Origin of the sequence: Rhizobium sp. Rhizsp82 (assembly GCF_047325115.1) — a bacterium.
In the GTDB taxonomy this organism is placed as follows: domain Bacteria; phylum Pseudomonadota; class Alphaproteobacteria; order Rhizobiales; family Rhizobiaceae; genus Rhizobium.
The window spans coordinates 2581314-2595674 of the sequence record NZ_CP168570.1 but is presented as its reverse complement, the minus strand read 5'-3'; the positions used below and the strand labels follow the sequence as shown (position 1 = coordinate 2595674).

The following is a 14361-nucleotide window of genomic DNA, read 5'->3' as shown; positions in this document are numbered from 1 at the left end:
ATGCGCATTGCAGTCACGGGCAAACAGGGACAAGTCGTCCAGTCGCTTCTGGCAATGGCTCCGGCCCACGGGGTCGAGCTCATCGCCATCGGTCGACCGGACCTCGACCTTACCGATCCCGCCAGCGTGCTGCCGGCTCTAGCGGCAGCGCAGCCTGACGTGATCGTGTCGGCGGCAGCCTACACGGCGGTGGACAAGGCCGAGAGCGAGGCCGAGCTTGCTCATGCGGTCAATGCCATTGGTGCGCGCGCCGTTGCCGAGGCCGCCTCGGCACTTGGCGTTCCGGTGATCCATCTTTCGACCGACTATGTCTTCAGCGGCGGTAAGCCGTCGCCCTATGTCGAGACGGATTCGACTGGGCCGATCTCGGTCTACGGCAATACCAAGCTCGAGGGCGAATTGCGCGTCGCTGCGGCCAACGCCAATCACGTCATTCTGCGCACGGCCTGGGTCTATTCGCCGTTCGGCGCGAATTTCGTCAAGACGATGCTCCGGCTTGCCGAAAGCCGTGACGAACTGCGCGTGGTCGCCGACCAGCGCGGCTGCCCGACGTCGGCGCTCGATATTGCCGAGGCGGTGATTGCGATCGCGACGCGGCTCTCCGCGGATGCTGACCCTGCCCTGCGCGGCACCTTTCACCTGACCGGCAGCGGCGAAGCAACCTGGGCGGAATTCGCGCGGGAGATTTTTGCGCGGTCGAAGGCGCTCGGCGGCAAATCTGCCAATGTTGTGCCGATCACCACGGCGGAATATCCGACGCCGGCGAGACGCCCGGCTAATTCCCGTCTGTCGGGTGACAAGCTCGCGAAGACCTATGGCATCCGCCTGCCGGACTGGAAGCGCTCGACCGAAGTTGTGATGCAAGCCATTTTGAAGAATGCGATTTGAGGAGACTGGCATGAAGGGGATCATTCTTGCGGGCGGCACCGGCACCAGGCTTCATCCGATCACGCAGGCCGTGTCGAAGCAGCTGATGCCCGTCTACGACAAGCCGATGATCTATTACCCGCTGACGACGCTGATGCTCGCGGGGATCAACGACATCCTGATCATCACCACGCCGCATGACGTCGAGGCCTTTAAGCGCCTGCTCGGCGACGGCTCGCAATGGGGCATTTCGCTGACCTATGCTGTACAGCCGAGCCCGGATGGTCTGGCACAGGCGTTCATCATCGGTGCCGATTTCATCAACGGCCAGAACTCGGCGCTGGTCCTCGGCGACAACATCTATTTCGGCCACGGCCTGCCCGAGATCCTGAAATCGGGGACGGCGCGCACCAAAGGCGCCACGGTCTTCGCCTATCACGTCACCGATCCCGAGCGTTACGGCGTCGTCGAGTTCGACGGCAAGATGAATGCGCTGTCGATCGAGGAAAAGCCGAAGCAGCCGAAGTCGCAATGGGCGGTGACCGGTCTCTATTTCTACGACCAGCAGGTGGTCGATATCGCCGCCAACCTGAAGCCGTCACCGCGCGGTGAATTGGAAATCACCGACGTCAACCGCACCTATCTGGAGCGCGGCGAGCTCTATGTCGAGCTGATGGGCCGCGGTTACGCGTGGCTCGATACGGGAACGCCGGACAGCCTGCTCGACGCGGCGGCCTTTGTCAGCACGCTGGAAAAGCGCCAGGGCTTCAAGATTGCCTGCCCCGAGGAAGTGGCATGGCGCATGGGCTATATCGATCAGGACCAGCTCGCCAAGCTTGCCGAGGCGCTCGGCAAGAGCGCCTATGGGCAATATCTGATCAAGCTTTCGGCTGACTGGTAAATCACTTCGCGGGGGCAGCGTCGGAGACACGCAGCTGGATGCGGCGCGAGCCCTGATAATGGTCCGCACCGATCGAGCCCGCGACATGCAGGTTGGCGCCGCGCGAATTGAGCAGGAGATTTCCGAGTGCGGTGTCCGCAGCCCGGAAGGCGATGCCGTCCAGTCGGGCGCCGTCCATGGCTTCCAGCGTCACCTTCACGTGCTTTTCCCCGACAGTCCTGACATCGCGCAGGCGATGGGCGGGGATTGCGAAGACCGGCTGCGAATGGCCGGAGCCGTAGGGTCCTGCCGTCTCCAGCCGGTCGATCAGGTCGAGCGTCGCGCCGCTGGCGCCGATGGCGCCGTCGATCTTCAGGGTTTCGTTGGCCACCAGATTGGCGACCGTCTTCTCGGCGCGTTCGGTGAAGAAGCTGCGCAGCGCGCCAAGCTTCTCGCGCTCGACAGTCAGGCCGGCGGCCATCGCGTGTCCGCCACCCTTGACGAGGAGGCCCTCATCGACAGCCGCGCGGACCATCCGGCCCATATCGAAACCGTTGATCGAGCGGCCGGAGCCGGTACCGCGTCCGGACGGATCGAAGGCGATGGCGAAGGCCGGACGCTTGAACTTTTCCTTCAACCGCGCCGCCAGCAAGCCGACGATGCCCGGATGCCATTTGTCGCGCGCCGTGACGATGACCGACGCTCCCTGCCCGTCGCCGTATTCGGCAAAAGCCTCTGCCTCCGCTTCCTGCAGCATGGCCGCTTCCATCGCCTGGCGGTCACGGTTCAACTCGTCGAGTTTCTGGGCGATCGTTTCAGCCTCACCGGCGTCGTCCAGCGTCAAGAGGCGGCTGCCGAGCGCCGCATCGCCGATACGTCCGCCGGCATTGATGCGGGGGCCGACGAGAAAGCCGAAATGATAGGGCGTGACCGGGCCGGAGAGACCGGCCTTGCGAAACAGCGCCGCAAGGCCCGCATTGCCCTGATGGCGCGCGGCGACGAGACCCTTGACCACATAGGCGCGGTTCAGCCCCTTGAGCGGCACGACGTCACAGACGGTCGCGAGCGCCACGATATCCAGCCATTGCAAGAGGTCGATCGCCAGAATGCGCTTGTCGCCGGCCTCGCGCAGCAGCCTTAGCGTCGCGACCAGCACAAGGAAGACGACGCCGGCGGCGCAGAGATGGCCCTGCCCTGAGAGATCATCCTCGCGATTGGGATTGACCAGGGCGTGGCAGTGCGGCAGCGCGTGTGTCACCTGATGGTGATCGATGACGACGACGTCGATATTGCGCGCCTTGGCCGCATCCAGCGCCTCATGGCTGGTCGATCCGCAGTCGACGGTGACGATCAGTTGCGCACCATTGTCGATCAGCTGGTTGATGGCACCCGCGTTGGGGCCGTAGCCTTCGAAGATGCGGTCGGGGATATAGATCTCGGCCTTGACGCCGAAATGCGCCAGGAAGCGGTACATCAGCGCCGAGGACGCCGCGCCATCGACATCGTAGTCGCCGAAGATCGCGACGTTCTCGCCACGGCGGATCGCTTCGGCGAGGCGCCTGGCCCCCTTCTCGCAATCGGTCAGCGTGTAGGGATCCGGCATCAGGCTGCGGATCGTCGGATCGAGGAACTCGACGGCTTCATCGACGGCAACGCCGCGTCCGGCGAGCACGCGGGCAATCAAATCCGGCAGGCCGTGGACCTGCGACATGGCGAGCGCACGGTTCTGCCCGGCCTGATCGAGCCGTGAAATCCAGCGATTGTCAAGGATCGATTTCTCCACCCCGAGGAATGCGCGCTGTATCGGATCGGCGGGGATATCCACCATTCTGCCTGTGCCCCATCATGTCACCGTCCCGTGACGGGGCGGCAATAATTCTACGAGCACATTTATGCAGGCTGGAAGCGGCTGGCAACGCCCGGGTTGCCGTTACCCTCAGTCTTCCTTGGGGCGCTCGATGCGGATGACCTGCGGTTCACCGACGAGGTAACCCTCGCCCTTGATGGCGGCGACGGCCTTGCGGACAGAATCCTCGGTCGTCGCATGGGTGACAAGGATGATCGTCTGGTGATGCGAAGGCGAAAGATGCTGCTGCGAGCGCTGCACAATCGATTCCAGCGAGATCTGGTTTTCGGCCATGCGGGTCGCGACGCTGGCGAAGACGCCGGTGCGGTCGAGAACCGTCAGGCGGATGAAATAGCCGCCTTCGTGGCTCTGCATCTGCGCCTTGCGGTAAGGCTCAAGCGACTTGGCCGGGTGGCCGAGAACCGGCACACGCTGGGCGCCTGGCTGGCTCTTGGCGATATCGGCGATGTCACCGAGAACAGACGACGCCGTTGCGTTGCCACCGGCCCCGGGGCCAACCATCAGCAGTTCGCCGAGAATGTCGGATTCGATCGCCACGGCATTGGTGACGCCATCGACCTGGGCAATGACGGAATCGACCGGAACCATCGTCGGGTGAACACGCTGCTCGATGCCGGTATCGGTGCGCTGCGCGACGCCGAGGAGCTTGATGCGGTAGCCGAGATCCGAGGCCGCACGGATATCCTCGATGGAGATATTGGTGATGCCTTCGAGATAGATGTCGTCGGCCGCGATCTGGTTGCCGAAGGCGAGCGTCGTCAGGATCGACAGCTTGTGTGCGGTGTCATTGCCTTCGATGTCGAAAGCCGGGTCGGCTTCGGCATAGCCGAGGCGCTGGGCTTCAGCCAGGCAATCGGCGAAGGACAGGCCTTCCTTCTCCATCTTGGTGAGGATGTAATTGCAGGTGCCGTTCATGATCCCGTAGATGCGGGAGATCGAATTGCCGGTCAGCGATTCACGCAGCGCCTTAATGACAGGGATGCCGCCTGCGACAGCCGCTTCGAAGTTGAGCAGCGAGCCCTTCTCCTCAGCGATCTTGGCGAATTCGACGCCGTAATAGGCAAGCAGTGCCTTGTTGGCCGTCACCACATGGAGACCACGGTCGAGCGCTGCCCTGACAGAAGCCTTGGCCGCACCTTCGGAGCCGCCGACGAGCTCGACGAAAACGTCGATATCGGCCTTGGAAGCCAGCTCTTCCGGCGTATCGAACCAGGCGATGCCGCCGAGATTGATGCCGCGGTCCTTGTTCTTGTCGCGGGCCGTGACTGCCGTAATGTGGATCGGACGCCCGCACGTTGCGGCAAGCTCGTTGCTCTTCTGCTGGATGATACGGACGAGCGAGGCACCGACGGTACCGAGACCCGCAATGCCGATTTTGAGGGCGTCTGCCATGAAGCGATCCTGAATGTTCATGAGTGGCAGCCGCAGGGCGCGGCTGCCGATTGGGAGGTTTCTATCAGCGGTGTGCGTTGAGCGAGATGACGTTGTGCATCGTCTCGTCGGCCGTCGACAGGAATTTCTTGATGCTGCGCGCAGCCTGGCGGATGCGGTGTTCGTTCTCGACGAGTGCGAGGCGAACGTAATCATCGCCCATTTCGCCGAAGCCAATGCCCGGCGCCACGGCCACATCGGCCTTTTCGACGAGCAGCTTGGAGAATTCGAGCGAGCCGAGATGGCGGAACTTTTCCGGGATCTTCGCCCAGGCAAACATCGTCGCTGCCGGCGGCGGCACTTCGAAGCCTGCCTTGCCGAAGCTTTCGACCATGACGTCACGGCGGCGCTTGTAGACGTTGCGCACCTCGGCGATGTCGGATCCGTCGCCGTTCAGCGCGTGGGTCGCCGCCACCTGGATCGGCGTGAAGGCGCCGTAATCGAGGTAGGACTTGACGCGCGTCAACGCGGCGATCAGGCGCTCGTTGCCGACGGCAAAGCCCATGCGCCAGCCGGGCATCGAGAAGGTCTTAGACATCGAGGTGAACTCGACGGTGACGTCGATTGCACCCGGAACCTGAAGAACCGAGGGCGGCGGCTCGCCGTCGAAATAGATTTCCGAATAGGCCAGATCCGAGAGGACGATGATGTCGTGCTTCTTCGCGAAGGCGATGACGTCCTTGTAGAAATCAAGCGTTGCGACGAAGGCCGTCGGGTTCGACGGGTAGTTCAGGATCAGCGCCAGCGGCTTCGGGATCGAGTGGCGCACGGCGCGCTCGAGCGGAGCGAAGAAGTTCTCGTCCGGCTCGACCGGGATCGAACGGATCACGCCGCCTGCCATCAGGAAGCCGAAGGCATGGATCGGATAGGTCGGGTTCGGGCAGAGGATGACATCGCCCGGCGCCGTGATCGCCTGCGCCATGTTGGCGAAGCCTTCCTTGGAGCCGAGGGTCGCAACGACCTGCGTATCCGGATTGAGCTTCACGCCGAAGCGGCGGGCGTAATAGGCGGCCTGCGCGCGGCGAAGGCCGGGAATGCCCTTGGAGGACGAATAGCGATGCGTGCGCGGGTCCTGGACCACTTCGCAGAGCTTGTCGACGATCGCTTTCGGGGTCGGCAGGTCAGGGTTTCCCATGCCGAGATCGATGATATCGGCGCCGCCCGCTCGCGCGCTTGCTTTCAAACGGTTGACCTGTTCGAAAACATAAGGCGGCAAACGCCGGACTTTGTGAAACTCTTCCATTTCATTCCCCATGGAAATGCGGCCACCGTGGCCGCGCTCGAAGTTCGTCCTGTTCCCGGCTGCTTGCGATACGAACTTCAGAATCGCATGCGCCGTATTCATCAGACTGTCTGCAGGCGGCGATTCTTTGACGGATGCCGCAGCTGCGAAGCATTATCGGGAAAATTCATGTCTCCCGCCAGTGCGGAAGGCTTTGCGTGCAAATTGCCTGAAAGGCAAGGCCTACTTGGTGATTTCCGAGAGTGTGTCGGTGCCGTGATCGGCGGCGAGCTTGCGGTATTCCGCAACGCGGCGCTGATACTCGGCCTCGGAAATCGTACCCGCCTTGCGCTGCGCGCCGAGCGCGGTCAGCTTTGCCTGCAGGCTCTTGGCTTCGTCGTCGTTCATCTGAACGTTGGCGGCCGTCAGCGGAGCGCCGAAGGACGGATAGCCGTCCGGCGAATGCGAAAGTCCGCTTTCGGCCGGCGCTTCACCCTTGGTGGCGGTCATCACAACCGCCGTGGGGGCCGCTCGCTTGGCGGCGAGTGCTGCCTTCTCTTCCGGCGTCGACGAGCAACCGGCAAGCGTCATCGCCGCGGCCGCGGCAATGAATGCCATGCGGGTTGCGATTGCGATGCCAGAGTTGCCGTTCTTCGTCATGCCAGATCTTCCAAATCCTGAAGCCACTGCGACTGTTAAATTTGTCGCAGCAACAAAGCAATAGCATGAGCGGCGTTGTGTTGAACTTGTTTTCTCGTTCCGGCACGATGTACAAATTGATTTCAGATGATTGCTGCCGCCGGAGGACATGCGTGACCGACAGCAAGAAAGGCGAGACGGACAAGCCGCAAGGCTTCGATGCGACCAACCTCGATCCCTATATGATGAAGGATCCCGAGGCGATGGCGGTGAACTTCGCCCGCGCGCTCGAAAATCTCGGCAAGGCCGCTTCTGCATGGCTGGCACCGCGCGAACGCGGCGATGTCAACGACAAGATCGCCGAGCCGATGACCGACATGGTCAAGACGCTGTCGAAGATCACCGAATACTGGATGTCCGATCCGCGCCGGACCTTCGAGGCGCAGACGCAGCTGATGAGCAGCTATTTCGGCGTCTGGATGCGCTCGATGCAGCGCATGCAGGGGGAGGCCGCCGAACCGGAGCCCGACCGCAAGGACAAGCGCTTTTCGGATCAGGACTGGGAGAAGAACCCGTTCTTCGACTTCCTGCGGCAGGTTTATTTCATCACCGCCGACTGGGCGGAGAAGATGGTGACGCAGACCGAGGGGCTGGACGAGCACACCAAGCACAAGGCCGGCTTCTATGTGAAGCAGATCACCGCTGCGCTCTCGCCGACCAATTTCGTCGCCACCAACCCGCAGCTCTACCGAGAGACCATCGCCAGCAGCGGGGAGAACCTGGTGCGCGGCATGAAGATGCTGGCCGAGGATATCGTGGCGGGCCATGGCGACCTGAAGCTTCGCCATACCGACATGACGAAATTCGCCGTCGGCCGCGACATGGCGCTGACGCCGGGCAAGGTAATCGCCCAGAACGACATCTGCCAGATCATCCAGTATGAGGCGACGACAGAGACGGTGCTGAAGCGCCCTCTCCTGATCTGCCCGCCATGGATCAACAAGTTCTACATCCTCGACCTCAACCCGCAGAAGTCCTTCATCAAGTGGTGCGTCGACCAGGGCCATACGGTTTTCGTGATCTCCTGGGTCAACCCCGATTCGCGCCATGCGCAGAAGGACTGGACCGCCTATGCCCGCGAAGGCGTCGATTTCGCGCTGGAGACCATCGAGAAGGCGACCGGCGAGACCGATGTGAACGCCATCGGCTATTGTGTCGGCGGCACCCTGCTTGCGGCGACGCTTGCCCTGCATGCCAAGGAAAAGAACAAGCGCATCCGCTCGGCGACGCTGTTCACGACCCAGGTGGATTTCACCCATGCAGGAGACCTGAAGGTCTTCGTCGACGAGGAGCAGTTGCAGGCGCTTGAAGCGCATATGCAGGCGGTTGGTTATCTCGACGGCTCGAAGATGGCGACTGCCTTCAACATGCTGCGCGCCTCCGAGCTGATCTGGCCCTATTTCGTCAACAACTACCTGAAGGGCGAAATGCCGATGCCCTTCGACCTGTTGTTCTGGAATGCCGATTCGACCCGCATGGCCGCAGCCAATCACGCCTTCTATCTGCGCAACTGCTATCTCCGCAATGCGCTGACGGCAGACGAGATGGTGCTCGACGGCAAGACCCTGTCGCTGAAGGACGTGAAGATCCCGATCTACAATCTCGCCACCCGCGAGGATCATATCGCGCCGGCGAAGTCGGTGTTCCTCGGCAGCCAGTTCTTCGGGGGCAAGGTCGATTTCGTGCTTGCCGGCTCCGGCCATATCGCCGGCGTCGTCAATCCGCCCGACAAGAAGAAATACCAGTACTGGACAGGCGGCCCGGCCAAGGGCGATTACGATGTCTGGCTGACCAAGGCCGAGGAAGCACCGGGCTCCTGGTGGCCGCATTGGCATGCCTGGATCGAGGCCAAGGACGGCAAGCGTGTTCCCGCCCGCAAGCCCGGCGGCGCATCGCTCAATGCCATCGAGGAAGCACCAGGCAGCTACGTGATGGAACGGGCCTAGGCTTTTTTTGAAACGGCGCCGTCCATTTCCTTTGCCGCATAAAGGAATTGGAAACCATAATCGCCCATAGTTACTAACAGCGGATTAGTTGCGCTGTGCCTCATTTAGGCCCTGTTGCTTCATTATCGGCTCCGGCTAAAGCGTCCTGCGTAAGCTGCCGGTATTAGTGACGCGTTGGGAAACCGAGTAATATGGCGTTTGCTGTCGAGGCGCGTGAAAGCGCTAACCCTTTCGGCTGGGCAATTTTCGGCTCTGCCAAGCTTTTCCGGGCTCTTCCGGTTATTGCTGCCATCGGCCTGGGGGCCGCTGTATCGACCTGGACACTGGCATCGGTTGCCACGATGCATTCGTCGGCAATGCCTGCCAACGAAGACAAGAGCCTGTTTGCCGATATCGCCATCGCTCCGAAGGCGCATGCGCATCACAATGCCGGCGTCGCGCAAGCCCTCGTTCACGTCAGCAAGTTTTCCCGGCTTCCCGGCCAGACGACCGTTTCCGACCGCATGACGGCAGATGTGCCCGCGAAATCCTCCAAGGACATGGTAGCGCTAATGCAGCGCCGCGGGCTTTCGCTGCTTGCCATGCGCAACAATGGCAGCGAGATCGCTTCGGCACTGAAGCAGCAGGCAGAGACACTCGCCAGCGCCGCGCCGATCCCGGCCGTGACGACGCCGTCCGCCCTGCCCGCTCCTGTTCAGGTTCAGGTCGCAACCGTCAAGGCGCCTGAGCCCGCAACGACCATGGCTGCCGCTGAAGCAATGCCGCAGCCGCGCCCGACGCCCGCCGCGTCCCCGATCGAGACCGCGCTCGCCGATGGTGTCGCCGCCTCCGACGAACCTTTCGGCCTCGTTCTCTCCGACGGCGGCGAAGTACCGCTGCCGATGGCCCGCCCGAACCGTCCGAAGACGGCAGCCAATGCACCGGAGACGGCGCTTGCCTATGCCAAGGTCGACGACGAAGACATCGAAGACGACATGCCGAAGGTCGGCAAGCCGACGCTGACGCCGATCGCCCGCGCTGGTGTTGCCGTCTACGACATTTCGGCCGGTACCGTTTACATGCCGAACGGCGATCGGCTGGAGGCGCATTCGGGCCTCGGCAACATGCGCGACAACCCGCGCTTCGTCGATCAGAAGATGCGCGGCCCGACGCCGCCGCATACCTATAACCTTCAGATGCGCGAAGCGCTGTTCCATGGCGTCGAGGCGATCCGCCTGCATCCGGTCGGCGGCGCCGGCGCCATCCACAATCGCGTCGGCCTGCTTGCCCACACCTACATGCTCGGCAAGCGCGGCGATTCCAACGGTTGCGTTTCCTTCAAGGATTACAAGCGCTTCCTGGCCGCCTTCAAGCGCGGTGAGATCAAGCAGCTGGTCGTCGTTCCGAAATATAGCGGCACCTCTGCCGGTTCGCCGAAGTCGACGCTGGCGTCGCTCTTCTCGCGCCGCTCCTGATCGCAATTTCGATGCAAGACAGAAGAGGCGGCCGCGCCACCGGCCGCCTCTTCTGCGTTGAGATGACACAAATCGCCGACGCGCCCATTGATCGCGATGGACGAACCCGGCATAGCTGCATTATGTACGACAAGGACAATTTCCGCTAAGGCCCTGCAATGGTGAATTATATCGAAGCCGCCACGGCGCCGCCGAAAAATACCGGCGCAATCAGGCTCTATGGCCCCGACGCTTTCGAAGGCATGCGCAAGGCCTGTCAGCTGACGGCACGCTGCCTCGACGAGCTGGCATCCATCGTCAAGCCCGGCCTGCCGACGGATGCGATCGACCGTTTCGTGTTCGAATACGGCATGGACAACGGCGCCCATCCAGCGACGCTGAATTATCGCGGCTATACGAAATCGACCTGCACCTCGATCAACCATGTCGTCTGTCATGGTATTCCGGATGCCAAGCCGCTGCGTGAGGGCGATATCGTCAATATCGACGTCACCTTCGTCGTCGATGGCTGGCACGGCGATTCAAGCCGCATGTATCCGGTCGGGCAGATCAAGCGCGCCGCGGAGCGCCTTCTCGAAGTGACGCATGAATCGCTGATGCGCGGTATCGCTGCCGTACGCCCGGGTGCGCGCACCGGCGCGATCGGCGAGGCGATCCAGACCTATGCGGAAGCCGAGCGCTGCTCCGTCGTGCGCGACTTTTGCGGACATGGCGTCGGCCGCCTTTTCCACGATTCGCCGAATATCCTGCATTACGGCCGGGCCAACGAAGGCCCTGAGCTGCGCGAAGGCATGATCTTCACCATCGAGCCGATGATCAATCTCGGACGGCCGCATGTGAAGGTGCTGGCCGACGGCTGGACAGCGGTAACGCGCGACCGGTCGCTCTCGGCGCAGTACGAGCATACGGTCGGCGTAACGGCCACCGGCTGCGAGATCTTCACGCTGTCGCCCGGCGGTCTCGACCGCCCCGGCCTGGCGCCGCTCAACGGGTGAGACAAAGATGGCGAAAGGCCCCGTTCTGAATTCCGATGATGAACTGCCTTTCGACGATCTTCCCGTCGACGAACGCCTCTTCTTCGCAGAACAGCCTGCCAAGCCGGCGCCGGTCGCAAAGACCGCGCCGCCATCGATCGGTGGCGAGCAGCATTACCACGGTCATCGCGAGAGATTACGCAACCGCTTCCGCGAAAATGGCGACGGCGCGCTGGCCGACTATGAAATCCTCGAGCTGCTGCTCTTCCGGCTGATCCCGCGCCGCGACACCAAGCCGATCGCCAAGGCGCTTCTCGACCGCTTCGGGACGCTTGCCGCCGTCTTTGGCGCGCCGGCCGCGCTCTTGCAGGAGGTCAAGGGTGTCGGCGAAGCGGTGGCGCTCGATCTGAAGCTCGTCTCCGCCGTGGCGCAGCGCACGCTGAAGAGCGAGCTGCGCAACAAGCAGGTGCTCGGCTCCTGGTCTTCGGTGATCCAGTATTGCCATGCGGCGATGGCGCATGAGGCGCGCGAGCAGTTCCGCATTCTCTTTCTCGACAAGCGCAACGCGCTGATCGCCGACGAGGTGCAGGGGCGCGGCACGGTCGATCACACGCCGGTCTATCCGCGCGAGGTGGTGAAGCGGGCCCTGGAGCTCTCCGCCACTGCGCTGATCCTCGTGCACAATCACCCCTCCGGCGATCCGACGCCCTCGCGCGCCGATATCGACATGACGAAGATGATCATCGATACGGCAAAGCCGCTCGGCATCACCGTTCACGATCACATCATCATCGGCAAGGACGGGCATGCCAGCCTCAAGGGCTTGCGCCTGATCTGATCCCTTTCAGGTAAGTGTCAGTTTCGGCTCGCAGAGAGTGCGTGCTGCATATTCCGCAGCGCGACTCGAGCTAGAGATTTCAATGGCACTGGCATTTCCGCGTCTGACCGTTTCTCCGATCACCAAGCGCATCCTCAACGTCTTCGGCCTGCTCGCCGTCCTGATCGGCGGCTACTATCTCTATCTGCTGGCGACCGACAATTTCCATGCCGTCGTTGCCGGTGAGGTCTACCGCTCCTCGCAGCCGTCAGCCTCAGCGATCGCTCGTTTCGAAGGCAAGTACGGGATCAAAACGATCCTCAACCTGCGCGGCGAGAACGAAAAGCACGGCTGGTACGACAGCGAGGTCGCCCAGTCGAACGCGCTCGGCATCAAGCATATCGATTTCCGGATGAACTCGTCGACGGAGTTGACGCCCGATCAGGCGATGCAGCTGATCGCCATCATGCGCGATGCGCCGAAGCCGCTGCTGATCCATTGCCAGGCTGGCGCCGACCGGACGGGCCTTGCCTCGGCGCTCTATCTCGCCGCCATCGCCCGCAAGAGCGAGAAGGTTGCCGAGGGTCAGCTGTCGCTGCGCTACGGCCACATCCCCTACTCTTTCTCGCATGCTTTTCCGATGGACATAACATTCGAGAAAATGGAACCCCTGCTTGGCTTCGGTGATTCCTGATACCTGCCCCTTAAAGCATCTGTAACATTGACCAGATACCGGTGAATGCGCGACATTTTGCGGCGCAATATCTGATTCCTCTTCCAAGCCGGGGCTGAGCCATGTTCCAGTACGATCTCGTTGTTGTGGGCAGCGGCCCCGCAGGCCGCCGCGGCGCCATTCAGGCTGCCAAACTCGGCAAGAAGGTTCTGGTCATCGAACAGGGCAAACGCGTCGGCGGCGTCTCGGTCCACACCGGTACCATCCCCTCGAAGACGCTGCGCGAAACGGCGCTCAATCTCTCCGGCTGGCGCGAACGCGGCTTCTACGGCCGCGCCTACCGCGTCAAGGATGAGATCAGCGCTGAAGACCTGCGCCGCCGCCTGCTGATTACCCTCGACCACGAAGTCGAGGTTCTCGAACACCAGTTCGCCCGTAACCGGGTGCAGCACATGCGCGGCAAGGCGAGCTTCATCGACGCCACGACGCTGCAGGTAGTCAAGGACGACGGCGAGACCATTCAGGTTGGCGCCATCAGCGTTCTTCTGGCTGTCGGCACCAAGCCATTCCGCCCTGATTATATGCCCTTCGACGGCAAGACCATCATCGACAGCGACGAGCTGCTCGACATCGAGGAACTGCCGCGCTCGATGGTCGTCATCGGCGCCGGCGTTATCGGCATCGAATATGCGACGATCTTCAGCGCGCTCGACACCGCCGTCACCCTGCTCGATCCGAAGTCCACGATGCTCGATTTCATCGACAAGGAGATCGTCGAGGACTTCACCTACCAGCTGCGCGACCGCAACATGAAGCTGCTGCTCGGCCAGAAGGCCGACAAGGTGGAGAAGCTCGATAACGGTAAGGTGCAGCTGACGCTCGACAACGGCCGCCACCTGACGACCGACATGGTGCTTTTCGCTGCCGGCCGCATGGGCGCCACCGACACGCTGAACCTGCCGGCGATCGGCCTCGAGGCCGACAATCGCGGCCGCCTGAAGGTCAATCCGGAAACCTTCGAGACCTCCGTTCCCGGCATCTATGCGGCCGGTGACGTCGTCGGCTTCCCGAGCCTGGCCTCCACCTCGATGGAACAGGGCCGCATTGCAGCGCGCGTTGCCGTCGGCGCCGTCGCCAAGGAGCCGCCGAAATACTTCCCCTACGGCATCTACGCAGTGCCTGAAATTTCCACCTGCGGCCTGACCGAAGAGGAAATGAAGGAACGCGGCATTCCCTATGAATGCGGTATTGCCCGTTTCCGCGAGACGTCGCGCGGCCACATCATGGGTCTCGATACCGGCCTTCTGAAGCTGATCTTCTCGCTGAAGACGCGCCGCCTGCTCGGCGTCCATATCGTCGGCGAAGGCGCAACCGAGCTCGTGCATATCGGCCAGGCCGTACTGAACCTGAAGGGTACCGTCGAATATTTCGTCGAGAATACCTTCAACTATCCGACGCTCGCCGAAGCCTACAAGATTGCCGGCCTCGACGCCTGGAATCGCATGGGCGACATCAAGTCGGAACTCTGAGC

12 protein-coding genes are annotated in these 14361 nt (G+C 62.3%); 8 read left to right on the top strand and 4 right to left on the bottom strand.

All coding sequences use genetic code 11. The features are described from left to right. Together rfbD and rfbA are read left to right on the top strand one after the other, a co-directional pair. Nucleotides 1-888, top strand: a complete 888-nt coding sequence (gene rfbD / locus ACEN84_RS17835; protein ID WP_413709423.1) for a dTDP-4-dehydrorhamnose reductase — start codon at nt 1-3, stop codon at nt 886-888. 10 nt (nt 889-898) lie between these two features. Continuing rightward, nucleotides 899-1768 (top strand): glucose-1-phosphate thymidylyltransferase RfbA, encoded by an 870-nt coding sequence (gene rfbA / locus ACEN84_RS17830; protein WP_413709422.1) that lies wholly within the window; start codon nt 899-901, stop codon nt 1766-1768. A gap of 1 nt (nt 1769) precedes the next feature. Here the strand turns inward: rfbA and recJ are convergent, their stop codons facing one another. The 4 genes from recJ to ACEN84_RS17810 all read right to left on the bottom strand — a co-directional run bounded on the left by recJ (nt 1770) and on the right by ACEN84_RS17810 (nt 6927). After that, entirely contained in the window at nt 1770-3575 is a 1806-nt protein-coding gene (gene recJ / locus ACEN84_RS17825) for a single-stranded-DNA-specific exonuclease RecJ (RefSeq protein WP_413709421.1), read from the bottom strand. Between the two features lie 108 nt (nt 3576-3683). Continuing rightward, a complete protein-coding gene (locus tag ACEN84_RS17820; protein ID WP_413709420.1) occupies nt 3684-5006 on the bottom strand; it encodes a homoserine dehydrogenase in 1323 nt (440 codons plus the stop codon). Between the two features lie 64 nt (nt 5007-5070). Next, nucleotides 5071-6288 carry an LL-diaminopimelate aminotransferase gene (locus tag ACEN84_RS17815; RefSeq protein WP_112388164.1) on the bottom strand — a complete coding sequence of 406 codons (1218 nt, stop codon included), beginning with the start codon at nt 6286-6288 and terminating at the stop codon, nt 5071-5073. A gap of 222 nt (nt 6289-6510) precedes the next feature. Further along, nucleotides 6511-6927, bottom strand: coding sequence for a hypothetical protein (locus tag ACEN84_RS17810; RefSeq protein WP_413709419.1), 417 nt, complete (start codon nt 6925-6927; stop codon nt 6511-6513). 152 nt (nt 6928-7079) lie between these two features. On the opposite strand from ACEN84_RS17810, the gene phaC reads away from it, so the two are divergent. The 6 genes from phaC (at nt 7080) to sthA (ending at nt 14359) form a co-directional block, all read left to right on the top strand. After that, complete coding sequence (gene phaC / locus ACEN84_RS17805) at nt 7080-8912, top strand: class I poly(R)-hydroxyalkanoic acid synthase (protein ID WP_130278421.1); 1833 nt, start codon at nt 7080-7082, stop codon at nt 8910-8912. Nucleotides 8913-9103: 191 nt separating this feature from the next. After that, complete coding sequence (locus tag ACEN84_RS17800) at nt 9104-10366, top strand: tlde1 domain-containing protein (RefSeq protein WP_413709418.1); 1263 nt, start codon at nt 9104-9106, stop codon at nt 10364-10366. A gap of 158 nt (nt 10367-10524) precedes the next feature. Then, entirely contained in the window at nt 10525-11361 is an 837-nt protein-coding gene (map, locus tag ACEN84_RS17795) for a type I methionyl aminopeptidase (protein WP_112711607.1), read from the top strand. A gap of 7 nt (nt 11362-11368) precedes the next feature. Next, the gene (gene radC / locus ACEN84_RS17790) at nt 11369-12178 is read left to right on the top strand and encodes a RadC family protein (protein WP_112711605.1); all 810 of its coding nucleotides are present in this window, start codon (nt 11369-11371) and stop codon (nt 12176-12178) included. An 82-nt stretch (nt 12179-12260) separates the two neighbouring features. Then, the gene (locus ACEN84_RS17785; RefSeq protein ID WP_112711604.1) at nt 12261-12851 is read left to right on the top strand and encodes a dual specificity protein phosphatase family protein; all 591 of its coding nucleotides are present in this window, start codon (nt 12261-12263) and stop codon (nt 12849-12851) included. A gap of 101 nt (nt 12852-12952) precedes the next feature. Beyond that, entirely contained in the window at nt 12953-14359 is a 1407-nt protein-coding gene (gene sthA, locus ACEN84_RS17780; protein WP_413709417.1) for a Si-specific NAD(P)(+) transhydrogenase, read from the top strand. Nucleotides 14360-14361: the final 2 nt, after the last annotated feature.

Excerpts from the sequence above, each read along its gene's own strand:
- recJ (WP_413709421.1), bottom strand. The coding sequence starts at position 3,575 with ATGGTGGATATCCCCGCCGATCCGATACAGCGCGCATTCCTCGGGGTG.
- map (WP_112711607.1), top strand. The coding sequence starts at position 10,525 with ATGGTGAATTATATCGAAGCCGCCACGGCGCCGCCGAAAAATACCGGC.
- sthA (WP_413709417.1), top strand. The coding sequence starts at position 12,953 with ATGTTCCAGTACGATCTCGTTGTTGTGGGCAGCGGCCCCGCAGGCCGC.
- rfbD (WP_413709423.1), top strand. The coding sequence starts at position 1 with ATGCGCATTGCAGTCACGGGCAAACAGGGACAAGTCGTCCAGTCGCTT.
- ACEN84_RS17815 (WP_112388164.1), bottom strand. The coding sequence starts at position 6,288 with ATGGAAGAGTTTCACAAAGTCCGGCGTTTGCCGCCTTATGTTTTCGAA.
- radC (WP_112711605.1), top strand. The coding sequence starts at position 11,369 with ATGGCGAAAGGCCCCGTTCTGAATTCCGATGATGAACTGCCTTTCGAC.
- ACEN84_RS17800 (WP_413709418.1), top strand. The coding sequence starts at position 9,104 with ATGGCGTTTGCTGTCGAGGCGCGTGAAAGCGCTAACCCTTTCGGCTGG.
- rfbA (WP_413709422.1), top strand. The coding sequence starts at position 899 with ATGAAGGGGATCATTCTTGCGGGCGGCACCGGCACCAGGCTTCATCCG.
- ACEN84_RS17820 (WP_413709420.1), bottom strand. The coding sequence starts at position 5,006 with ATGGCAGACGCCCTCAAAATCGGCATTGCGGGTCTCGGTACCGTCGGT.
- ACEN84_RS17785 (WP_112711604.1), top strand. The coding sequence starts at position 12,261 with ATGGCACTGGCATTTCCGCGTCTGACCGTTTCTCCGATCACCAAGCGC.
- ACEN84_RS17810 (WP_413709419.1), bottom strand. The coding sequence starts at position 6,927 with ATGACGAAGAACGGCAACTCTGGCATCGCAATCGCAACCCGCATGGCA.